Origin of the sequence: Cellvibrio sp. (assembly GCF_046347455.1) — a bacterium.
Taxonomy (GTDB): Bacteria; Pseudomonadota; Gammaproteobacteria; order Pseudomonadales; family Cellvibrionaceae; genus Cellvibrio.
In genome coordinates this window covers 98365-123987 of sequence record NZ_JAXMGC010000004.1, presented here as the reverse complement: position 1 = coordinate 123987, position 25623 = coordinate 98365, and the positions used below count along the sequence as shown (strand labels likewise).

General features: G+C 43.1%; 11 protein-coding genes. 9 read left to right on the top strand and 2 right to left on the bottom strand.

Annotation, left to right across the window (positions count from 1 at the left end):
• Positions 1 to 149 precede the first annotated feature (149 nt).
• Positions 150 to 1373: a glycosyltransferase family 4 protein gene (locus U1F02_RS08950; RefSeq protein WP_409990041.1), complete on the bottom strand. Its 1224-nt coding sequence runs from the start codon at positions 1371 to 1373 to the stop codon at positions 150 to 152.
• Positions 1374 to 1695: 322 nt separating this feature from the next.
• On the opposite strand from U1F02_RS08950, the gene U1F02_RS08945 reads away from it, so the two are divergent.
• The 5 genes from U1F02_RS08945 (at position 1696) to U1F02_RS08925 (ending at position 20182) form a co-directional block, all read left to right on the top strand.
• Positions 1696 to 3843 (top strand): type I secretion system permease/ATPase, encoded by a 2148-nt coding sequence (locus U1F02_RS08945; protein WP_409990040.1) that lies wholly within the window; start codon positions 1696 to 1698, stop codon positions 3841 to 3843.
• 2 nt (positions 3844 to 3845) lie between these two features.
• Positions 3846 to 5300 carry an HlyD family type I secretion periplasmic adaptor subunit gene (locus U1F02_RS08940; protein WP_409990039.1) on the top strand — a complete coding sequence of 485 codons (1455 nt, stop codon included), beginning with the start codon at positions 3846 to 3848 and terminating at the stop codon, positions 5298 to 5300.
• A 199-nt stretch (positions 5301 to 5499) separates the two neighbouring features.
• Positions 5500 to 6009, top strand: coding sequence for a hypothetical protein (locus U1F02_RS08935; protein ID WP_409990038.1), 510 nt, complete (start codon positions 5500 to 5502; stop codon positions 6007 to 6009).
• Between the two features lie 465 nt (positions 6010 to 6474).
• Positions 6475 to 6885 carry a hypothetical protein gene (locus tag U1F02_RS08930; RefSeq protein ID WP_409990037.1) on the top strand — a complete coding sequence of 137 codons (411 nt, stop codon included), beginning with the start codon at positions 6475 to 6477 and terminating at the stop codon, positions 6883 to 6885.
• Between the two features lie 472 nt (positions 6886 to 7357).
• Positions 7358 to 20182, top strand: a complete 12825-nt coding sequence (locus tag U1F02_RS08925; RefSeq protein WP_409990036.1) for an Ig-like domain-containing protein — start codon at positions 7358 to 7360, stop codon at positions 20180 to 20182.
• 359 nt (positions 20183 to 20541) lie between these two features.
• On the opposite strand, the gene U1F02_RS08920 is transcribed toward U1F02_RS08925, so the two are convergent.
• Positions 20542 to 20811 (bottom strand): GlsB/YeaQ/YmgE family stress response membrane protein, encoded by a 270-nt coding sequence (locus tag U1F02_RS08920; protein WP_409990035.1) that lies wholly within the window; start codon positions 20809 to 20811, stop codon positions 20542 to 20544.
• 392 nt (positions 20812 to 21203) lie between these two features.
• On the opposite strand from U1F02_RS08920, the gene U1F02_RS08915 reads away from it, so the two are divergent.
• From U1F02_RS08915 to U1F02_RS08900, 4 genes are all read left to right on the top strand, one after another.
• Positions 21204 to 21413, top strand: coding sequence for a cold-shock protein (locus U1F02_RS08915; RefSeq protein WP_409990034.1), 210 nt, complete (start codon positions 21204 to 21206; stop codon positions 21411 to 21413).
• A gap of 286 nt (positions 21414 to 21699) precedes the next feature.
• Positions 21700 to 23139, top strand: coding sequence for an exonuclease domain-containing protein (locus U1F02_RS08910; protein ID WP_409990033.1), 1440 nt, complete (start codon positions 21700 to 21702; stop codon positions 23137 to 23139).
• Between the two features lie 205 nt (positions 23140 to 23344).
• Positions 23345 to 23575: a helix-turn-helix domain-containing protein gene (locus U1F02_RS08905; RefSeq protein WP_409990032.1), complete on the top strand. Its 231-nt coding sequence runs from the start codon at positions 23345 to 23347 to the stop codon at positions 23573 to 23575.
• Positions 23568 to 25550: a DUF2075 domain-containing protein gene (locus U1F02_RS08900; RefSeq protein ID WP_409990031.1), complete on the top strand. Its 1983-nt coding sequence runs from the start codon at positions 23568 to 23570 to the stop codon at positions 25548 to 25550. The genes U1F02_RS08905 and U1F02_RS08900 overlap by 8 nt, the downstream gene beginning before the upstream one ends.
• Positions 25551 to 25623: the final 73 nt, after the last annotated feature.

Sequence of the window (25623 nt, the reverse complement as noted above, 5' to 3'; positions counted from 1 at the left end):
GACTTGAGCCGCCTCCGCAGCATTCAAAATGACCACAACACGCTAAAAATAGCCGCGTCCACCGAAAGACCGGTACAACAGATAACACATCGCTTGCGCAAGAATCAGTGCAACGTTGGGCAGGAAGCTTTTATTTGAAAATTAAATTATTATCCCTTTCTTGCTAATTTCTGTACCCATTCCATCTGTTTAGGTAAACAGACATTTTTTAAATCGTAATTATGTATCGCGAACTCACGGGCTGCGTTACCTAATCGTTCTCTCTCTGTAGGGCATTCCAATAAATTGATGACCTGTGCGGCCAGCGCTTCTCTATCAAAAAAATCTACCAAGCGCCCAGTCTTATTGTGCGCAATAACCTCGCTGACTGGCGCTGTGTCGCTCGCGACAATCGCGCAACCAATGCTCATGGCTTCAAGCAAACTCCAGCTCAGTACAAATGGATAGGTAAGGTAAACGTGGACGCTTGAGAGTTGCAGTAGTTTAATAAAGTTTGGGTAGGAAACTTTTCCAACAAAATGTACGCGGCTCATATCAATCTGATCGCGTACTTCATCCAAAAATATATTCTTCCAACTTTTACCTTTGGGCGGCTTTGCTCCGTAGCTGACCCCATCACCGCCCACAATAATAATGCGGGCCTTCGGGCGTCTGCTCAGTATTTCTGGTAAGGCTCGTATAAAGATATGATAGCCACGCATTGGTTCCAAATTTCGATTTACGAAAGTGATAACTTCGCATTGTTTGTTCAGCACCACTGAATTATTAAGCTTAAGTTCGGCATCCACACTAGGTGTCAAATGTTGCGTATCAATTCCATCGTGAATAACGGAAATTTTGCTTTGTAAATCGGCTGGGAATACAGAAGCTTGAAATTGTGTAGGGGACAAGAATAAATCTGCCTGAGCAAATTGCAAATCTTGGCCCGCATTTTTTATGCGTAACCGACAAGCTTCAGCAACATTTGTGGTTAAAAATTCGGGGTCAAAATTTACATCGCTACCTTGGGCTTGGTAATAAAATTCTGCATAAAGACCGAGGCGCGCTTGTGGCCATACGTCTTTTAAAAACAAAGCCTCTCCCCATCCTGGGTGTGCAATGATAATGTCCGGATCAAAGCCATCTGCTTTCAGTCGCCGCGCTGCAAAATATGCAGCTTCACCACGAATAACTTTCGATTCCATGTCCAGTAGCCAAGGGTGAACTTTGGGTTCGTTACCGCGTAATGGTGTGTAATGTACGCAGTGAACTCCTTGCGGTACTGGGTTCTTATTAATTGCGAGGGCTTTAACATCGTGCCCCAATTCTGCCAACGTAGGTGCAAGGTGTTTAAATTGTCCCGGAAAGTTCTGGTGAACGAAAAGAATCTTCATGAAGTTTGTATTCCTTAACACTTTTGCGAAACGATAGTTTACGCGACAGGCAAATATTGTTAAATTCCGCGCGACCGGCAAGTAGGCTTGTCACTTTTTTTTCCGCATTGTACCTATATCTACCTGTGATTGAGTATAAAAAGGAATTGAGTATGGAAGCATGTCTCCCGCCAAAACTCATATTGATACACCTAATTTTTTAAAAAATGCTTTCTACTGCTGCGTGAATGTCCTGTTGGGCAAAGCCGCTCGCAATGTAGTAGAAATGACGAAGGGAATGGGTTGTTACTTTGCGTAGTCGCAACTCGAATCAGGATTTTGTATGTCTGTTTTAGAAGTAAATGACCCATTGCAGGAATCGCCGACTGTGGATTCTGGCTTAATTAGTCTTGTGCTCTTAGCGCGCTTTCATGGAATACCCGTAGAGCCAGAACAGATTGAGCATGAGTTTGGCTTGCCGGGTAAATTGTTTTCTGTGTCCGACATTATGTTGGCCGCAAAGAAATATAAGTTACAAGTCAAGCATGTCTCGACGTCGATTGAGCGTCTGGATAGAACACCGCTGCCCGCTATAGCAGTAAGTAAAACAGGCCAATTTTTTGTATTGGCTCAGGCAGATACTGATAAATTCCTAATTCAAGATCCCTGTTCAGCACGTCCATTAGTGCTAAGTCAGGAAGAGCTGGCTGAGTTATGGAGCGGTGAGTTAATACTGGTGGCATCCCGCGAATCCATGATCGGCGAGCTTGCCAAGTTTGATTTCACTTGGTTTATTCCCGCTGTTGTTAAATACCGCAAACTACTCAGTGAAATCCTGTTGGTATCGCTTGCGCTGAATTTATTTGCTCTAGTGACACCGCTATTTTTCCAAGTGGTAATGGACAAGGTTCTTGTCCATCGCGGCATGACTACATTGGATGTAATTGCCATCGGCTTATTAGTGGTATCCATCTTTGAAGTCTTATTGTCCGCACTGCGCACCTACGTATTTGCCCATACCACCAGCCGTATTGACGTTGAACTCGGAGCAAGAATTTTTCGGCACTTGCTCGCCCTGCCCATGAGCTATTTTCAGGCTCGCCGCGTGGGTGACTCGGTTGCGCGTGTTAGGGAGATTGAAAATATCCGCTCCTTTTTAACGGGCAACGCCATAACGGTTGTGCTTGATATCGTTTTTTCGATTGTCTTTATTGCAGTGATGCTGTTTTACAGCGGGTGGCTAACACTCATTGTTCTAGGTTCCCTCCCATTATATTTTTGTATCTCGCTGCTCATCACACCGCTATTGCGGGTTCGTTTAAATGAAAAATTTAATCGCAGTGCCGAAAACCAATCCTTTTTGGTAGAAAGCATTTCTGGAATAGACACGCTAAAAAGCATGGCGGTCGAACCGCAAATGACTCGCCATTGGGATAAGCAATTAGCGAGTTATGTATCAGCAAGCTTCCGTGCAACCACCTTATCAACAATTGCCCATGAAGGCGTGAATTTGGTGAGTAAGCTGGTTGTTGTTGGGACTCTATGGTTGGGTGCAAGGTTGGTTATTGATGGCGATCTCAGTGTTGGGCAATTAATTGCGTTCAATATGCTGGCTGGCCGTGTTGCACAACCCATTATGCGTTTGGCGCAATTGTGGACAGATTTCCAACAAGTGGGCATATCCATGCAGCGCTTGGGCGATATTTTAAACGCGCGTACCGAGCTGGCCGCCGATAATCGCTCCAGCCTGCCGCGCTTAGAAGGCAGAATTGAGTTTGATCAAGTCCGTTTCCGCTATAGACCAGATGGCCAGGAAGTTCTCTCAAACCTAAGCCTGTTGATTGAGCCGGGTGAAACCATCGGCATTGTAGGGCGCTCCGGGTCAGGAAAAAGTACCTTAACGCGACTGGTTCAACGCCTTTATGTACCCGAGCGTGGCCGCGTACTGGTTGATGGCGTTGATATTGCGCAAGCGGATACGGTCTCCTTGCGTCGTCAAATCGGTGTCGTGCTGCAAGAGAACGTGCTGTTCAACCGCACCATTCGTGAAAATATCGCCCTTGCTGATCCCGGCGCATCTATCGAAGAAGTGATGGTGGCAGCCAAGTTAGCCGGTGCTCATGAATTTATTCTAGAGCTGCAAGATGGTTACGACACCATGGTGGGTGAACATGGCTCAACGTTATCAGGCGGTCAGCGCCAACGCATTGCCATTGCGCGCGCACTAATGGGTAATCCCCGAATCCTTATTTTTGATGAAGCAACCAGTGCGCTTGATTACGAATCTGAACGCATTATTCAAAATAACATGAAAGATATTTGCGTGGGACGCACCGTTATTATCATCGCCCACCGCTTATCCTCAGTACGCCAAGCCGACCGCATTGTCGTTATGGAACGCGGGCAAATTGTTGAAATGGGCCATCACAATGAGTTGGTGGAAAATAACGGCGGCCATTACGCCCGCCTGCTTGAATTGCAGGGAGGCTAATCATGAGCCTCAAAGTGCAAGCATTTAAAGAGCTGCTCTACCGCTACAAATCCATATTTGTGTTGGTGTGGGCCCGCCGCCACGAAATGGAACCGGTACAACGCACTCCCCACGAATATGAGTTCTTGCCCGCGACACTCGCATTGCAAGAAACGCCAATTCACCCAGCCCCGCAAATATTTATGCGGCTTATTTTATTGTTTGTGGTCTTATTGGTGCTGTGGTCTTGTTTTGGCAAGTTGGATGTTGTGGCCTCTGCAACCGGCAAAATAGTCCCTGACAGCCGCAGCAAAACCATTCAGCCCATGGAAACCGCATCGGTTCATGCCATTCATGTGGTGGATGGCCAAGCGGTTAAAGCAGGCGAGAGTCTAATCGAGTTGGACGCAACCGTCGCGCAAGCTGATATCGATCGCCTGCAGCGCGAATACCAAGCCGCATTTTTAGATGCACAAATGTACAAAGCGCTCCTCGCTGCGCATGAAAAGGAATCTGCCACGCTCCAAAAGAAATCCTCTGCATTGGAATTTGACGTTCAAAAATTCCCAAGCACTATTTCAGGTGCCGATATTGATGCACAAAAGCGTTTAGCTACTGGTCAGTTAGATGCCTACAAAACCCGTGCCTCACAACTCGCTGCAGTTATAGCGCGGCAAGAAGCTGAGCAGCGCTCCACGCAATCTATTCTAGAAAAATACCAGGAAACCCTACCCATCATTCAGCAGCGTGAACAAGACTACCAGCGCCTTCGCGAAAAAAACTACGTATCCAATCACCAGTACCTCGAACTAAAAAAATCACTCATTGAACAAGAGCGAGATTTGGTAGCGCAAAAGGAACATCTGGCGGAAATCACAGCGGCACTTGTTGAAGCCCAGCGGGAGAGTAAACAGTTCTACGCAGAAACTCGCCGCAACTGGCTCGATAAATTGCACGAGGCAGAGCAAAGAACTAGCTCATTGTCGCAAGAATTTATTAAGGCAACCTCGCGCGGTGGCTTTATGCGTTTAACCGCACCTGTGGATGGCACAGTCCAGCAATTAGCTATTCACACTATCGGCGGCGTTGTTACTCCCGCGCAACCGCTTATGACGATTGTTCCCACCAATAGCCCCATCGAAATTGAAGCATACGTGTCTAATCAGGATATTGGCTTTGTTCGTAAAGGCCAGCAAGTGGAAGTGAAGGTTGAAACCTTTTCCTTCACAAAATACGGCACTGTAAAAGGCGAAGTTATTTCAGTGTCGTCAGATGCAATTAAAGATGAAAAGCTGGGCTTAGTATTCGCTACGCGTGTTCGCCTCAACAAAAACGCAATTTTTGTGGATGGTAATCAGGTAAACCTGTCACCCGGGATGGCGGTAACGGTGGAAATCAAAACAACACAGCGACGTGTGATTGAATACTTCCTTGATCCGTTGATGAGGCATGCTTCGGAGAGTTTGAGGGAGAGATAATCAACGAAGGCGAAAATTTCATGTTTATCTAAAAATATAGTGAATGGCGTTAATTAATATATTGGTAACCACTATGTCCTTCGTGCAAATAAATCTCAAAAGTACCCTGATAATTTATCGTATAGCTGTCAAAATATCAGACCTAATGAAATTTAACTTTTAATTGATTTGTGTTTATATTTTTATGAGGTGGTGTTTTATGAAAAAAATTATTGCGATACTTTTTGTTGGTGTATTTTCTGAAAATGCAATGTGTGACATGTTGTGTACGAAAATAAATATGTCATTGGTTGGGATAGAAAAAATTATTGAAGAAAAAGGAATACTTGAAGCTGCAAAAATTATTGAAGGCAATGAGTGTTTTGATTCGGTGCATAGGAAAATACCACTTCTAGATAAAGTGCAAGCGATTGGGGGCGATAAATTATTAATAACGAATTGGGACTTTCCTGCAGTTACTAAGGTCTCCGAGGGATTATCAATCCAGAAGCCTCTAGGTCAACAAAGCTTTATATCTCCCTTTGAGAATAATGAACAAAAATATTCAGTACGAAAATGTGATTTCAGCGGCGCGTCTGGCGGTGTTGCTGTAATTTCTCCTAAAAACCAAAATTTAGTTATCGTAGAGACTTGGTCGTGTGCTGTGGCCGGGTGTTCCTATGAATTTACATATTATACAGATGCGAAAAACAAAGATTTTTGTGAATAAATTTTTTAAATTAAAGGAGAGTCATGATGACAGCTTTTAGAGATGCTTTGGCGGCGAGAGAATGGTCGAGTAATCTGCGAAATTTAATTTTCCAGTTAGAAATCAAAGGAACTGGTACGCAGACTATTTATACATTGGCAATTTGGGGCAGTATATAAATATTAATTGTATTGCTAAGGAAATTGCTGAAAATAATTCTGATATTCGTATTGTTGATAGTACAAAGCTGCTAAATTTTTATATTTCGTATGCAAAAATTTTAATAATTTTAGTTATTTTATGAAAATTATTTATTTAGATTATTTTCATAAAGTGTTTAATTTTAAGGTAATTTTTTCAGAGTAATGCCAAGTAGAATTGCACTTGATAAATAATGCATCTTATATGTGGCGTTAAATAATATCGTTTTTTAGATGTGTTTTAAAAAATTGGATATCGAATTTTGATAATATGAGGGCTTTTGATATGAGTAGAAACTACTTAGCTTTTGGAGCGAGTGCTGTTATCTTATCTTTTATAGTTTATATATATTTTGATTTTTTTTCATTCTCAAAAACTATCTTTTTACCAAGTTGGATGTTGTTATTTCCATTTCCAATGCTTGTGCCTTCTGTGATTATTGGGGCTGCCTTAATTCCTGCTACATTTATTCCTCACAGCGTGCGTAGTGTTGTATGGGTTCTCGTTGCTAGTTTATCAATTTCCCCACTTGCAGGACTAATTCACTTTGCTTTATCGCCTATTCATCAGCACGGTGGATTAATCTATAACATATTGTTTAATTATTTTTGGATAATTCTTTATCATTGTTTTGTTCCTATGTTGATTCTATTTGCTATTCGTTTTGGTTATGAGCTTGTTAGATCGCATAGATAGCTATGAATGATAGCGTAATTAATTCTTATGAAAGATAGTGAGTTTGTAGTTTATATATCAACTTATCGAATTTTTTTAAATTAATCTATGGAATGAGAAAGGAGCTAAGAATGCCAAAGTTGACTGTGAATATATCAACAAAAGGTACAAACTGCATCAAACAATTTAGCTGAGGATATGTGGTACCAACTTAGTGGGCAGCCTAGAAGTTATGGGTTTGCACCCTCAACACACGGAGAAGCTTTTGGGCCCGGCCAAGTTTATTCGAACGACAGCTCAAATTATCAAAGCACAGATTTGGGCTGGGCACTCAAGACAATATGATGAATGAAGCTTTTCCTAAAATCCGCTCGGTCTCGGTGAAGACTTTCAAACGGTATCCAATAGTTGTAAATCTTTATCTGGAAAGCATTGATAATTACAAAATCCGCCCTCAAGGCAAACCTAGCTGGCGCTGAACGATGAAGATGTTTTGCGATTAATAGTGGGTGGCGATAAAGATTATGTTGATGGTGTTAAAGATTTACGAGACCTCCTTCGCGCAGTAAAAATCTTGATGCTCCAAAACCAGTTGCGCCGAAGCAAACGTCCGGCAGCAACCCCTGCATCACCTTTAGCCTTAGATTTAAATAGCGATGGTATTATTTCCACCACGGGTCTAAACAGCAACATTCACTTTGATTACAAGGGCGACACCTTTAAGGAGAATACAGGTTGGGTTGGCGCTGATGATGGTCTGCTTGTGCTCGATAAAAATAATGATGGAAAAATTACTAGCGGCAATGAGTTATTTGGTAATTCAACACTTTTAAAAAATGGCACCTTTGCAAGTAATGGCTTCGTTGCATTGGCGGAGCTTGATACAAATAACAATAGCAAAATTGATGTGGGTGACGCTTCTTTTTCCAAACTAAAAGTTTGGCGTGATCTAAATCAGGACGGCATATCAGATGAGGGTGAGCTTTTTACGCTTTCTCAATTAGAAATTGCCAGCATCGGTCTAAATTATTCAACTCAAATTGATCAAATAGACAGTAACGGAAACCGACACAATCAAATTGGAAATTACACTTTATTAAACGGCGTGACTCGTAATATTACTGACGTATGGTTTGCAACGGATCTAACAAATTCACTGGAAGAAAAGCTACCAATATCTATGGAGATATATTTACTACCAGATGCTAAAGGTTTCGGTAAATCACGCTCCTTGCATCAAGCGATGGTACGTGACACATCAGGCAATTTGATTTCCTTAGTAGAGCAGTTCGTAAGCTCGCAGACAAGAGAGTCGCGACTTGATTTGATTCAAAGAATAATTTTTGCTTGGGCTGGTCAGACAGGCGGTGAACGCGCGGTTTACACCGATAAAGGTGCGCTATCACCGATTGATGGTAGAAAGATCTCAGCGCTTGAGGCTTTTTACGGTTATAAAGTAGATACTCCGCGCGGTACTGGACAGCAATACGCATTTTTATACGAAAGCTATTTTCAAAATTTAACAGACACTATCTTTTACCAACTTGCATCGCAGACTTACCTTGCTCCTTTTTTCGATAAGGTAAATTGGACACAGGATGCTGCGACTGGTGATTGGCTTGGTGATTTTAAAGATACTATTAGCTATCTAAGTCATTATCTTCATGATCACCCTGAACAAGCACAAAATATTGGTGTAGACCTAATACAAAGCATTAGGGGGGTGAACCCTTATTCGACCAAAAATATCGATACATTTATCCAACAGCTTTCAACATTTATGAATTCATCGGATGGTAGCTTTTTAACTTCAAACGATAAACAAATGTTAAACGCTGTCGCTCAGGGTAGCGCGGACGACAACGTAGTTGGCGATTCAAATGACAATACAATTTTGGGGCTTGCAGGTAAGGATACGCTAGATGGCGGTGCCGGTAATGATGTATTGGACGGTGGTGCTGGTGATGACTTATTGATGGGTGGAATGGGAAGTGACGAATACCGTTTTGGTGTTGGTTATGGTCACGACAGGATTATTAATTCCAACAATAATGGTACTGACGTTATCAAGCTCACCGGCTTTATTTATCCAGCAGATATCACTCTTGGGCGAAATGGCAATGACCTATGGATCTCTATTAACGGTACGCACGACCTATTGATCGTGCAAGATCATTTTAACAGCAACACTTCAGCACACAGCTACATTGATCGAATTAGTTTTACGAATGGTGCTTACCTTGACATAGGGCCGGCAAACTTTGCAAGTATACAACCGGTAGGTCAATCGCTCCTCAATGAATACAACGAAATTCGCGGTACTACTGGTGCAGATACATTAACCGGTACAGCGCAAGATGATGTGATGTCTAGCGGTAGCGGTGATGATGTGATTAGTGGCCTCGCGGGCAACGATATCCTGAGAGGTGAGCAAGGTAACGACACACTTTTGGGTGGGGACGGCCAGGACTCTTTGTATGGAGGAGATGGTAACGACCAACTGACAGGCGGCAGTGGTGATGACCTGTTAAGCGCTGGTGCAGGCAATGACATTTATTTCTATAGTCCGGGCGATGGCTTGGATTTGTTAGTTCGTCAGGGACAGGCAACAGATAAGGCTGTTATCAAATTTGGTGTTGGCGTTCTGCCGCAAAATGTTCGCCTCCAAAGAATTGATCAGGATTTGAATATTGTTATTACTGCAGGGACCGATGAAATAAGGATTAAGAATTATTTTGATGGTTTGACTGGAGCGGTCATTAACCAAAATGCAGTAGGCGAGCTCCAGTTTGCTAATGGTGATGTATGGGACATCGAAAAAATAAAAACAGAAATTTTATCCCATGCGGGCACATCCAGTAACGATACTATTTATGCTTTTGATGGAAATGACGTTATCTCCAGTGGTAAAGGTCTTGATTATCTATATGGCGGGACGGGTAATGACACATATCAATATAGCAAAGGCGATGGCATTGATTTTATTAATGAAGCCGGCGGCTCAGATATTGTTCAGCTTGATGGAGGCATTACCGAAAATCAAGTCAATATCATCCGCGATGCTTCTAATAATTTAGTCATTAATATTCAAGGCGGCGGCAGCATTGTTGTGAACAATACTTTCGTGCCGGACAGCTTATCCTACTGGTTAAATTATACGATTGAATCCGTTAAATTTTCTGACGGAAGCATATGGGATCTGAATCGAATTATCTGGGAAACTCAAAAAATTAAGGGAGGCTTTTCTGATGATACCGTCAATGGAACAAGTGGCGACGACACAATTGTCGGAAAGACGGGTAATGACAAACTCTTCGGTGGTGCAGGTAATGATTACTACGAATATTCGTTGGGCGATGGAAATGATGTCGTCACTGACGCAGCTGGTCATCAAGATGTAATAAATCTAGGGGCTGGCATCGATCAATCCCAGGTTACTGCCACAGCGGATAGCAACGGCAATTTAATATTGAAAATGCCGGACGGCGCTACCATCACGGTAGCGGGCGAATTTAATGCGTGGGGCGGTTTTACACCTAATGCAATTGAATATGTTAGATTTTCTAACAGTAGTGTCTGGGGTTTATCGCGCATCAAATCCGAAGTCGCCAAAAACGCGGGGAAGCTTTTTGCAGGCAATACTGCGAACGAAACCTTAATTGGAGGGATTGGCACAGATACCTTGGCGGGGGGTAAAGGAAACGATCAGCTTCAAGGTGGTGGTGGTAGCGACCTGTATCAGTACGCGCTTGGTGATGGTAACGATGTGATTACCGAATTGGCAGGCACCGATTCAATACAATTTAGTGCCGACATAACGACTGAAAATATAAAAACTAGGTCAGATGGTAGAAATCTGATTTTCACAATGACAGACGGCGCAACATTAACAGTTAAGGATATGTTTGCTGCTGCAGCGTCTCAAACGATTGATCCAGATGTAGCTACTATTGTCCAACTTATGCAAACACGTTGGATTCCGCAAGCCGAAAAGCTTATCGAAAACAATTACGGTTTGACGATTGGTGGCGATATAACTTTACAGTTTACCCACAACACTGGTGGCGAAGCTGCCAATGTACAAATTTACACTGAGAATAGCTCAAAACGAATAACGATTACTGCCAATCTGGACGAGTTTATGGCTGTACCTAATGGTATAGGCCCAATTTTTTACGATCGTGTTATGGCCCATGAAATGGTGCATGCGGCTATGGGTTACAACATGGACACTTCTTCTATGCCGGGTTGGTTTATAGAAGGTGCAGCTGAATTTATTACCGGAGCAGATGAGAGAACCCAAATCGATCTAAATAATTTTAGCAATCAAACTGATTTCAATAGCTATTTCAAAACAACCCTAGGATCTCCAAATACAAGCGCTGGTTATTCAGTAAGTTATATCGCAGTAAAACTACTGGACAAAGAAATTAGAAATAATGGCGGTAGCGGAATCAAAGAATTATTTGCGCTATTAAAAGCAGGGAAGACACTTGACCAATCACTTGCTGAGCTTGGTACCGCACACGTCGGTTTGAAAAGTTTATGGACTAATCTGGCCGGTTTTGAATCACATGTTAAGACTGTAGGTTATTCAAGTATTAGCACCTTGTTGAACCTCACCAATTCTGACACTGGTTCTGTGGCAGGTTCTGACTATGGTAATCCCTCTTTAGATGCCCAATCGGTTATGCCTGATACAGATTTAGGTGCCCCCCGAAATTTTAATTTAATTGTTTCCTTGGATAGTATTAGTGAACTGAATAATATCGTTGAGACTGTTAAATTTGCAAATGGAGCGATTTGGAGCGTTAGTGATATCAAGTTGGCAGCGTTGAAAGGTACTGTAAGCAACGATTCAATTGTTGGATTTGATACTGACGATGTTATCTACGGCGACAAAGGTAACGATCAGCTGAGCGGTGGCGAGGGTAACGACGTATATAAATATGCATCAGGTGATGGCGACGATACGATTACAGATGTCTCTGGGGTTGATCGTCTTGAATTCGGGATTGGTATTTTAGCATCGCAAATCAAAGCGACGCGGGAAGGCAATAATTTACTGCTGACATTAGCCACGGGTGGCAGCATCACTATTTCGAACGCCTTTGATTCCTCCGGAAATTTCACCAACAATATGGTGGAGTCAATTGTCTTCGATGACAAGACGGTTTGGGATTCCGCAAAAATCAGACACGATGTTTTAAATACCAACGACCAACTTATTATCGGAACTGACGGAGGCGATAATTTGGTCGGTGGAAATGATAACGATACTTTGATCGGAGGCAAGGGCCTTGATGGCTTGCATGGCGGTCTTGGTAATGACACTTATGTGTTTAATGTTGGTGATGGTACAGATGTTATCTATGATCCGGCCGGTATTAATTCCATTGTATTTGGCCCTGGCATCGCCCCAAAGGACATTAAAATATGGCGGAGCGAGGCGGGCTATGAGGATCTAACCATCGATGTCGGCTCAACAGGCGATCGCATCATCGTAGACGGAATGTTTGACAGTAATACGGGAGCGGTGCTGGTGGGCGGCATTCAAAAAATCGTATTTGCTGATAACAGTTCTTGGGACCTTGTCCGCATTAAACAAGCGTTAGCGCAAGGAACACCGGGAGCTGATGTTCTCTGGGGTTTCGATTCCAATGACACTTTAAGTGGTGGTCAAGGCAATGATTCGCTGGTCGGTTGGGCCGGCGATGACACATACGTGATTAACTTGGGCGATGGCAAAGACACGATTATCGATTGGAGTGGCAACGATACTATTCAGTTCGGCGCAGGCATTACGGAATCACAAGTTCAGGTGGGATCTTCGTTTATTGGCGAAGCTGAGTTTATATTGCCTAATGGCCAGTCCGTTTTTGTTAACCATATGAATGACACACCGAGCAAGGCGATCGAATCGGTGCGCTTTGCAAATGGCGTCGTGTGGGATTCAGCACGAATCAAGAGCGAAATATTTAAAGGTAGCGATAAAGCTGATTACATATACGGTACCAGTGGAGATGACACTCTGGGCGGCGGCAAAAGCAACGATGAACTGAGAGGAGGTTTAGGCAATGACACATATATTTTTAACCGTGGTGATGGCGTAGATAAGATCACTGATATTGGTGGCAGTGACACACTTAAATTTGGGGTCGGAATCACTCCTAGTGATGTGATTGTCTATCGCGATTCAAAAAATTTATATTTCCTACTTAAAAATGGTGAAATGATCGAGGCTCTAGGCAATCCAAACGGTCCGATTTACGATAACGCGTATGCCATAGAGAATGTTATTTTTAGCAACGGTGAGATTTGGAATTCGCAGAATATTGATCAAAAGGTTAATGAAACTATTGTTAACGATCGTGTTTCTATTGGCCGCAATACTTGGGATGAAATACATTTAGGCGGCTCAGCCGGGGCCTATATTAACGGTTTGGATGGCAATGATGATATTAGTGGTACAAGCGGCAATGACACACTTGTCGGAGGTGCGGATTTCAACGTTTTGGATGGCATGTCAGGTGATGACACATATTTGATTTCTCAGGAGTCAGGAACCAGCTATATAAATTATTCAATTGGTGAAAAAGATAGAATTTTATTTTCTGAAGGAATTAATCCTGCTGATGTTGGAGTAAGAATTTACGCTGCAGATAATTTCTCGCGTTTAGATAACGGAGTTACTTGGGTTTATAGTTATCCAGATGAAAAAAAATGGACGCTGTTACTTTCTGCAGGAAGTACGATTGTTAAAATAAATAATTTATTTGATTTCGATTTAAATGCAACACCTAGCACCTCATTATTAAATTCCAACATTGTCGAGTTTATGGACGGCACAAAATGGAACCTGAGTCAGCTCGTTAACAAGGCGGTCACGGGCTCTTCGAAAGATGATTACTTAGCTGGCTCAAGTCTTGTAAGCGTAATGAATGGCTTCGAAGGTAACGACAATCTATACGCAACAGGAAATTCGGCTCATACATTTATAGGTGGTTCGGGTAATGATACGTTATCTGGCGGTGTCAACGGCGATACCTACAATGGTGGCGCGGACAACGATCTGCTGAGAGGTGGGTCCGGCAATGACACCTATCAGTATAACCTCGGTGACGGCTCTGACACGATTACTGATGTTGGTGGTAAGGACACTATTAGTTTTGGCGCCGGGATTACTAAAAATGATTTAATTTTTACCCCAAAAGATAAAGATCTTGTCATTAGTTTCAAAAATGGCGTTGATCAAATTTTTATCACTGACTGGGTACTTCCTGGCAATTATTACAAAGGTCAAATTGAGACCATTAAACTGTATGATGGCTCTTCATTTAGTTTTGATCCGTTATCTAATCCAGCCTTGCTTGTAGGAGATGAATTTAATAATTACTTAGTTGGCACTAATAATAGCGATACTTTGATTGGGCATGCCGGTGATGATCAGTTGCTGGGTTATAACGGCGATGATGAGTATCGTTACACACGTGGTGATGGTACTGACTATATTACTGACTTCGGTGGTTCAGACAAAATTGTTTTTGACTCTTCTATCCTGCCCGAAAATGTCAAGGTGCGCTGGGAAGGTGCAGGCACCTTGGCATTAGGCATTGATGACGGTAGCAGTATCTATCTAGGTAGTTATACAGGTATCGCTGATTCTTATGCTGGTCGATTGCTCGAACCAGATATCGACAAGGTTATGGAGTTAGTGGAGTTTGTTGGCGGCATCAAATGGAACCTTCAGGATCTTTTAAACAAAGCAAAATCTCCAACGATTGCAAACGATTTAATCTTCGGAAGTAATTTCGCTGATAATTTAAATGGCGGTGAAGGTAGCGATGAAATTCTTTCTGGTGCAGGTAACGATACGCTTTCAGGGGGAATTGGTAACGACATATTACGTGGCGGCGATGGAGATGATACTTATCATTATGAGTTGGGCGATGGTAACGACACTATCTATGATGCCAGCGGTAAGGATACTATCGAGTTCGGCGCAACGATAAAACCAACAGATCTAACATTCACCCGAACAGAAACTGACCTTAATATTAAAATTGGCACGAGCACCATATCTGTCGTTGATTTTTTTCAAGGTCAGTTTACTTCAAGAGGTGTTGGTATCGGCGCAATCGAAAATATTGTTTTTTCTGACTCTACAAGTTGGAGCACTGCAGATATATTGCAAAGGATTTCACTGGTGGGATCATCTAGCAATAACGTTTTATTTGCATATGACTCTAACGACCTGAGCGATGGACAAGGAGGTAATGACTCACTCATTGGGGGCGCAGGCAATGATACTCTGATCGGAGGCACGGGTAATGACACTTTAGTTGGTGAAGATGGTGACGACTCGCTGCAAGGTGGTGATGGCAACGATTACCTTTCTGACACAACTGGCAATAATATTTTTATTGGTGGCAAAGGCGATGACTACATAAATGTGGGAGAGCTCACTGGAGGTTCCGCCACTATTCGTTTTTCCCTTGGCGATGGCGTAGACACACTCTACGGTACCACCAAAAACCAAAGCCACCTGGAATTGGGCGCTGGGATTACTCCAGACATGTTAACCATCAAATCTTATTTCGTTGATAAATCACAAGGAGGTTGGATGAGTGGTTATGAAAATAGATTTGATATCAGTATCAAAGGCACCACGGATAAAATTAATGGCTTGTTTAGTGATGGCTCATACGATATTAAATTTTCTGATTCAACTGTATGGAATCAGGCGAAGATAGCTTCGGAAGTCACCAAAACCAAAGCAAATATGTCTGCTGACCGTTCAACGCTGGCCGGTACATTAGCACCTAGCTTAACACTGACGATTTCATACCGAAATAAAGACAACTCTATAACCACCTACCCTGATATTACAACCGATTCGGCCGGGAACTTTTCCTTTAATTTTGGGTTCCAGATTCGCGACCTCACTCGTATAACTGTAAGCGCTAAAGACTCATCATCAAATGTCTTACCCATCACGGTATTTGGTCCTGAAAGAGATATTAGTATCCCTCCTTCGCCCACAGCTGCATTGGATGCTTCTGGCTATATGGTTAATGGTATCGCAAGACCAGGAAGTTATGTTTCGGTTTTTGTAAACGGTCAAGCTCAGTCCGGTATGTACTCAGATATAATTTCAGGCGCGTATGCGCTAAAATTATATAGCAGGGCTGTCAACAATGAGGAAATTAAGGTAATAGCTTATGTGCAAAACGGAATAGAATCTGTTCCAACAATTTTGCATGTACCAGATTTTACAGCGCCGAACTCTCCTAGCGCTTTCTTTAACAAAGCAGGTACCACTTTAACTGGGGTTGCCGAATTAAATTCGACCATACTAGTTACTGACTTGGCAAATAAAGTGGTAGGTACAGGGACAGCCGATGGTGTTACAGGAGCGTATGTTGTTAGCCTGACGCAATCCATTAATGACGGTCAGCAAGTAAACATTGTTGCGAAAGATGCGGCAGGAAACGTGTCTAATATCCGCAGGATAAAATCACCTGATATTACTGCGCCTAAAAATATAGCAGCAACTATCGACAATGCCGGAATTCAAGTGAATGGATTTGCAGACCCCGGAGTGGTTTTAGAGGCTCGAGATCTTAACGGTGTTTTATTGGGTTATTCTGGCACGGCTACTGACGGAAGTTTTGCGATTTATCTCAATAAAAAAATAGCAAGTAACCAAACAATTAATATCAAAGGAATGGATTCAAACGGCAATGTGTCATCAATCTTGCCGCTAGTTGTACCAGCAGCAAACTCTCCAGCTCAGGCCACTGCAACTATTTCTTCCGATGGAAAAGCTATATCTGGCATTGCGAGTTTTGGAAATAAAGTTGTTATTCTCGACGGAAAGAATATTGAAGTTGGGCGCATGAATGTAACTGCCTCCGACGGAAGTTACACTTTCAATCTACCGAGAGCATATATAAATAACGAAATATTTGGCGTGTCCGTGCTCGATGCCCAGAATGTTAGTTCTTCGACTCGGTATGTTCGTGCGCCAGATAAAACTATACCGATTACCCCTGTGGCCGCTTTAAATACTTATGAATATGAGTTATCGGGCTATGCTGAAGCAGGGAGTGCCGTGGCTGTCAAAGATGCTAACAATAACGTGATTGCCAATGCTGTTGCGGATATCCAAACTGGCGCGTTCGTTACGAACGTCAACCTTTCGAATAAGCAGCATATTTTTGTTACTTCAACAGATAATTCTGGAAATACATCGGAAGCGTTTGAATTGGTGGGGCGCGATCGAACTCCTTTATCAGGAATCACAGCGAGTTTCGATTCACTAGGAACTAAAGTTACTGGCGTAACAGACCCTGGTGTATTGGTCTATATTATGGGAGCTGACGGTTCACGAGTACTTGGAAACGCCATTACCAACACAACCGACGGTTCATATTCTATAACTCTCGCAGATTCCGTCATCGATGGCAGCTCACTCACTGTTTTTGCAGTTAATGCGGCGAGTAATGGGACTTCTACCTCTGTAAATTCACCGGATCTCACCAAACCTTTACCTCCTACGGCAACACTTGATTCGACAGGAAAAGTTGTTACTGGCCAAATTGAAATTAATTATATCGATACGACTACCGTTACAGTTATGGATGCCTCTAATACTACCGTTCTGGGCAGCGTGGTTCTACCTCCCTACACATCCCAATATAAGATTACCTTGAGTAAGGCATTAGTTAATAACGAAATAATTAACGTAACCGCAAAGGACTCTGCAGGCAATGTGTCTGTTGTTACAAGTATTAATGCACCAGATAAAACCGCTCCATCGCAGCCAACTGCAGCATTCGATACCACTGGTAAGATCATTACGGGTGTGGCGGAAGTAGGTAGTACCGTTATTGTAAAAAATAGTGGTAATACCGTGACACTGGGAACAACAACGGCAAATGCAACAACGGGTGCTTACACCATTACCTTAACCACCGCGTTAATTAATAAAGAAACGGTTAATGTCACGGCGAAAGATGTCGCAGGAAATGTGTCGACCGCGAAAGCAATTGTTGCGCCGGATAAAACCGCACCATCGCAACCAACGGCAGCATTCGATACGACCGGTAAAGTGATAACAGGCGTAGCAGAAGCTGGCAGTACCGTTGAGGTGAAGAACAGCGGGAACACCGCGACACTGGGAACAGCAACGGCAAATGCAACAACGGGTGCTTACAGCATTACATTAACCACCGCGCTAATTAACAAAGAAACGGTTAACGTTACGGCGAAAGATGTTGCGGGTAATGTGTCTGTGGTGAAAGCCATTATCGCTCCAGACAAAACAGCACCATCGCAACCCACGGCTGCGTTTGATACAACCGGTAAAGTCATTACCGGTGTAGCAGAAGCTGGCAGCACTGTTGAAGTGAAAAACAGCGGCAACACCGCAACACTGGGTACTGCCACGGCAAACGCAACAACGGGTGCTTACAGCATTACATTAACCACCGCGCTAATTAACAAAGAAACGGTTAACGTTACGGCGAAAGATGTTGCGGGTAATGTGTCTGTGGTGAAAGCCATTATCGCCCCAGACAAAACAGCACCATCGCAACCCACGGCTGCGTTTGATACAACCGGTAAAGTCATTACCGGTGTAGCAGAAGCTGGCAGTACCGTTGAGGTGAAGAACAGCGGGAACACCGCGACACTGGGAACAGCAACGGCAAATGCAACAACGGGCGCTTACACCATTACCTTGACCACGGCATTGATCAACAGCGAAACGGTTAATGTCACGGCGAAAGATGTCGCAGGAAATGTGTCGACCGCGAAAGCAATTGTTGCGCCGGATAAAACCGCACCATCGCAACCAACGGCAGCATTCGATACGACCGGTAAAGTGATAACAGGCGTAGCAGAAGCTGGCAGTACCGTTGAGGTGAAGAACAGCGGGAACACCGCGACACTGGGAACAGCAACGGCAAATGCAACAACCGGTGCTTACAGCATTACCTTAACCACCGCGTTAATTAACAAAGAAACGGTTAACGTTACGGCGAAAGATGTTGCGGGTAATGTGTCTGTGGTGAAAGCCATTATCGCTCCAGACAAAACAGCACCATCGCAACCCACGGCTGCGTTTGATACAACCGGTAAAGTCATTACCGGTGTAGCAGAAGCTGGCAGTACCGTTGAGGTGAAGAACAGCGGGAACACCGCGACACTGGGAACAGCAACGGCAAATGCAACAACGGGCGCTTACACCATTACCTTGACCACGGCATTGATCAACAGCGAAACGGTTAATGTCACGGCGAAAGATGTCGCAGGAAATGTGTCGACCGCGAAAGCAATTGTTGCGCCGGATAAAACCGCACCATCGCAACCAACGGCAGCATTCGATACGACCGGTAAAGTGATAACAGGCGTAGCAGAAGCTGGCAGTACCGTTGAGGTGAAGAACAGCGGGAACACCGCGACACTGGGAACAGCAACGGCAAATGCAACAACCGGTGCTTACAGCATTACCTTAACCACCGCGTTAATTAACAAAGAAACGGTTAACGTTACGGCGAAAGATGTTGCAGGAAATGTGTCGACCGCGAAAGCAATTGTTGCGCCGGATAAAACCGCACCATCGCAACCAACGGCAGCATTCGATACGACCGGTAAAGTGATAACAGGCGTAGCAGAAGCTGGCAGTACCGTTGAGGTGAAGAACAGCGGGAACACCGCGACACTGGGAACAGCAACGGCAAATGCAACAACCGGTGCTTACAGCATTACCTTAACCACCGCGTTAATTAACAAAGAAACGGTTAACGTTACGGCGAAAGATGTTGCAGGAAATGTGTCGACCGCGAAAGCAATTGTTGCGCCGGATAAAACCGCACCATCGCAACCAACGGCAGCATTCGATACAACCGGTAAAGTCATTACCGGTGTAGCAGAAGCTGGCAGTACCGTTGAGGTGAAGAACAGCGGGAACACCGCGACACTGGGAACAGCAACGGCAAATGCAACAACGGGCGCTTACAGCATTACCTTAACCACCGCGTTAATTAATAAAGAAACGGTTAATGTCACGGCGAAAGATGCCGCAGGAAATACATCGCCAGTAAAATCAATCGTAGCGCCGTTAATTGCATCTCCCCTTAAAGCGATACTATTCGAAAAGCAATCCCTGGCAATTGGGCCGGTGTCCAGCACAAGCCAACTGGATTCCATGATTCAAGCTATGGCCGCTTTTGCACCGCCACCTGCATCGGAATCAAAAGTATTAGTGAGTGTGTATGATGCGAATCAACCGTTGTTGGTAAGTCATTCCTAGCACAGGGAATCGAAGCTGCGATGTTCTATTTTCAGTAATATCGCAGCTTCGTTTTCTGCCTTAGCCGAGTAAGTTGTATACCGCTAAATACTTTGGCTCTGGTTAAGCTGATGGATAGCTGTAGGCAACATTCATGAGTTAAAGGATCTTGTGAGTCTTTTTACAACGAATCAAATGTTACCAACTATATTTATACTTATTGTTAACCTAAAAAATGCAGATATGGAAAAAGTTACAAACTTTATATTTTTAAGAGGACGGTTTTTCTTTGAAAGATGTGCCTTGAAGGCAAATAAAGTTACTAACTTTATTTCAATACGACAAAGGCCCTTTTTTAATCACCATATTCGCAAGAATAATTAAGTTGTAGATTTGCGACGGAATAGGTTAACAATTGCAAGAAGAATAATTGCACCTATAAACGAAACAATTAATCCAGACAAACTAAAATCATCGCTATTTATAGTTCCGGTACCAAACAAGGGAGCTAGGAGCAAGCCACCTAAAAACGCACCAACGACACCAACAATAATATTAAGAAACAGACCTTGTTGCGCATTGGTTTTCATAACAATGCTAGCGAGCCAGCCAATTATGCCACCAACAACAACCCAAACAATAAAGTTCATAATAAAGCCCTCTGTTGAAAATGGATGTTTACCGCGTTACCCGTTGCATATTAAGAATCATTTGTGCTGAGTACAGTGCGTTAACGCACGGCTATTCGCTTCGGTAAATGGGTTCCTGTAGAAATAAATTGAAATTAAGTTGCGCTTTAATGTGCAAAAGCCGAAATTGTGAATGCCAAAAAAAAGTAAGCTGGCAATAAGAGTCGCTCGCGCCAAAAATTGAATGATTGACATTGAGGGAAAGGGGAGTAGACTGAACTCAGCTTGAAAGCACGTTTAGTATTTATGCCTCACTTCGAAGTTCCAGTTTTAGTATTCGTCCTGTCACATAAGTAATTCCCTTATTTTTAAGCACAATCGCAATTATCAATTATTTATATACAGGTACTACCATGTCTAAAACTACTACTGGCACCGTAAAATGGTTCAACGAAGCTAAAGGTTTCGGTTTCATTCAACAAGAATCAGGTGCAGACGTTTTCGCTCACTTCAGCGCTATTTCTGGCTCAGGTTTCAAAACCTTGGTTGAAGGTCAGCAAGTTAGCTTCACGGTAACCCAAGGCCAAAAAGGCCCACAAGCTGAAAACATTCAAGCAATCTAATTAGATGCTACGGGCAACGCAAGTTGCCGATGTAACAGCAAAAAAGGCGAAACTGAAAAGTGTCGCCTTTTTTATTGGCTAAAATTTATGAATAAACAACACATTTCTAATTCACGCATTTATTTAAAACCTTTGGAAAAAAGTTAAGGTTGAAATACGCTAGGCTACATCCAACACAAAAATAACAACGTAGTAAACATCACCTAACTACCTAGCAAACACCTCTGCATATTTCCGCTTGATCAGCGGTTGACTATAATTCCTGCGGTTTAAACAGGTACTTTTAATGCTCAAACATTTCCCATTGCCCTGCGTGATTGTGGATATAGAAACAACCGGCGGCAATGTCACTTATGACCGCATTACCGAAATCGGTATTATCGAAGTCACGGAAAATGGCGTTAGCGAATGGTCAACACTCATTAACCCGCGCACCAAAATCCCGGAGACCATTCAGCGTTTAACAGGCATTACCAATGCCATGGTGGAATCTGCGCCCTACTTTGAGCAAGTTGCCAAAGACATTATTCTAAAGCTGCAAGGCAAAATCTTTGTGGCGCACAACGTGCGGTTTGATTACGGTTTTATTCGTAACGAATTTGCGCGCTTGGCCTACACCTACAAATCCAAACTCATGTGCACCGTAAAACTCTCGCGGTTTTTATACAGTGAAGCCGACGGGCACAGTTTAGAAAAAATTATTAAACGCCACCAAATAATGGTAAGTGACCGCCACCGCGCACTGGCAGATGCAAAAGCCACTTACACTTTTATGAAAATTGCCGAAGAAGAACACGGCGAAGAAAAAATAAAAGCGGCCATTGCGCACCAACATCGCAAAGAAAGTATTCCCGCCGGTTTTGATCAAACGCTCATACAAGATTTACCCAATACCCCCGGCGTTTATTATTTTTGGGGTGAGAACAAGCAGCTGCTCTACGTTGGCAAAAGCATCAGCATTCGCAAACGCGTGCTATCGCATTTCACGTCCGACCATAAATCATCAAAGGAAATGAAAATTTGCCAACAAACTCGCCACATTACCTTTGATAAAACCGCAGGCGAATTAACGGCACTCATTCTTGAATCTAAAAAAGTAAAAGAGCTAAGCCCCGTTTACAACCGCAAGCTACGCCGCGTAAGCACTTTCCACAGCATTTATTTGCAAGAGTCAGAGGGCGGCCTTTTAACACCACAAATTCGCCCCGTTGCAGAAATGCCGCGCGCAGCCAAAACAAACACGCAGCAAAAATGGTACGGGCTTTTTCCCTCCAATAAAAAAGCAAAAGACAGCTTGGAATACATCAGCAATGAACACCAACTTTGCTACCAAGTGATCGGCCTAGAAAAACAAAGCCAACGTGCTTGCACAAGCCACCAACTCAAAAAATGCCAAGGCTACTGCGTGGGCAAACTAACCGCGCTCGTGCATAACGTAAAATTGTTGCAAGGGTTATCCTCACTTGCGCTAAAAACATGGCCCTACCAAGGCCCCATCGCGCTTATTGAAAAATGCCAACACAGCGAAAGAGAAATGCACTTACTGGTAGATAACTGGTGCATCCTCGGCCTTGCCGATTCCGCAGAAGACTACGCCCACATACTCAATTCAGTTACCGCACCAGAAATTGATAAAGATATTTATAAATACTTAGTGAAGGCTATTTATGGAAAAGGAACGCAGGTGGAGTTAAGGCCGCTATGCAAAAAGCCTCTATCACGGTAACCGTCTTAATTTCAAACGTGGACCTTTCATCATCCAGAGGCACAGATAACGCCCCATTTTGGCAACATATATCTCCACTGAAGGAGTATGAATTCATTTTTAGCTTTAACCATTGGCAATCTAGAGATGTGACTTATCGTCCGTAGACCCATAAGTCACATTAATAACACCATACTGCTTTTTAGATCTCGTCATTAAGGTATGTATGGATAAAGAGATTCTTAGATTGTTCGGAAATCGAATTAAAATGATTCGATTAAGCCAAGGCATCAGCCAAGAACAACTCGGACAGCTTGCTGAACTTGATCGAACCTATATAAGTGGAATCGAGCGAGGTGTACGCAACGTTAGTTTGATAAATATTGAGCGCCTTGCTAGAGCTCTGAATGTCGAACCGGCAGAGCTATTTAGATTCAGTGGAGTAGATCTTGTCTAGTCGAGCCTACTACTCAGCCAGTCTCAGTGAATTTCACAAAACGTCGTCCGATGCAATTAGGGGCCATATTGCACAATTCCACTCACAAGATATTGTCTATCAGCAAACCAGTGCGTGGGACGTGCAGATAAAATTTCTTCAAGATCAATTAAGAAATTTTCACGACGGCTACCTGTGTTTTGAATTACTGATTCCTCGAATGGGGCGTCGTGCAGACGTTGTTCTTTTGCTGGATGGTATTATTTTCGTAATCGAATTTAAAATTGGAGAGTCAGAATATAGGCGATCTGATTTGCGACAAGCGCAGGGATATGCGGCGGATCTGAGTTGCTTTCATCAAGCAAGCCATAATCGCGTGATTGTCCCGATTTTAATTTGTACGAAGGCGCCTTCTGTTGATTTTTATATAGCAAGTGATTTTATAGGAGTTTTAGAACCAGTTAAGACCAATGGTGAAAATATTGCTTCCATAATTAATTCAGTATTAGCTATTTTTTCTTCACAGAAAAAATTAAATCCTCTTGAGTGGATGGCATCTCAGTACAAGCCAACACCGACAATTATCGAAGCTGCACAAGCTCTTTATAACAATCATGAAGTTAAAGATATTGCTCGTTCAGACGCAGATGCTGTTAATTTGTCTGAAACCGTAGATCACTTGAATAATATTATTCACAAGTCGCGAGTTTCCAATCAGAAAGCAATTTGCTTTGTAACTGGCGTACCGGGCGCAGGAAAAACGCTAGTTGGTTTGCAAGTAGCAACAAAACACAATAACGCAGATGGCGAAGAGCACGCCGTATTTCTCTCTGGCAACGGTCCTTTGGTTGATGTTCTTCGAGAAGCTTTGGCCAGAGATCGAGCCAGAGAAACTGAACTCAATTACCGTGCTCAATCAATTGCGGAAGCCCGTCGAGAGACAGCGAGCTTTATTCAAAATATCCATCACTTTAGAGATGAAGCACTGAAGGATAAACATTTGCCTCCCGTTGAAAAGGTTGTAATTTTCGACGAAGCTCAACGCGCATGGAATCAGCAAAAAGCGTCGGAATTTATGCAAAAGAAACGCAACCAAGCTGAATTCAATCAATCTGAACCAGAGTTTCTTATTAGTGTTATGGATCGTCATGAGAGTTGGTGCGTGATTATTGCCCTCATCGGCGGTGGGCAGGAAATAAACAATGGTGAGGCCGGTTTAAACGGGTGGTTTTCTGCGCTTAATAAGGCTTTCGGTGGCTGGAAAATTTATTATTCAAACCGTCTTATACAAAAAGAATATGCGGGTAGTGAAGTTGATATCAGCCTATTAGATGAACATCGCTCATTTAGTGAGGCCAGTTTGCATCTATCAACTTCTATGCGATCTTTTCGCGCAGATAAGCTTTCTCATTTTGTCCATTATCTAATTCATAACCAACCAAAAGAAGCAGAAGAAGAACTTAGAAAAATTCGTGATAGATATCCTGTTTACATATCTCGTGATTTATCCCTCGCAAAAAATTGGATCAGAGGAAAAATTAAAGGCTTAGAAAGTAGTGGCTTGATTGCATCATCTGGTGCCAAGCGTTTGAAGGCTGAGGGTATATTTGTTGACGGAGAGGTCATCGCTGAAAACTGGTTTTTGAATGATGTGGATGATGTTCGGTCGTCGCATTTCTTGGAAGATGCGGCGACGGAGTTCATGGTTCAAGGCTTGGAGTTGGACTGGTGTTTGGTTGGCTGGGATGCGGATTATCGACACAATGGTGAAACATTTGAACATTGGAGCTTTAAGGGTTCTCGATGGATGCGGGTAAAGCAAGACCAAAAACAACGCTATCTTGAGAACGCATATCGAGTTTTACTGACGCGAGCGAGACAGGGAATGGTTATTTATCTCCCTCTTGGTAATCAAGAAGATGCAACTCGGTTAACTGAGTTTTATGACAACACTTATATGTATCTGAAAAAATGTGGTGTCATTGATCTTAATTGAAAAGCTAACGCAACAGTAATTTCTATTCACAACCAAAACTAGCACTTTCAACATTTACTCGGCACTTTTTATT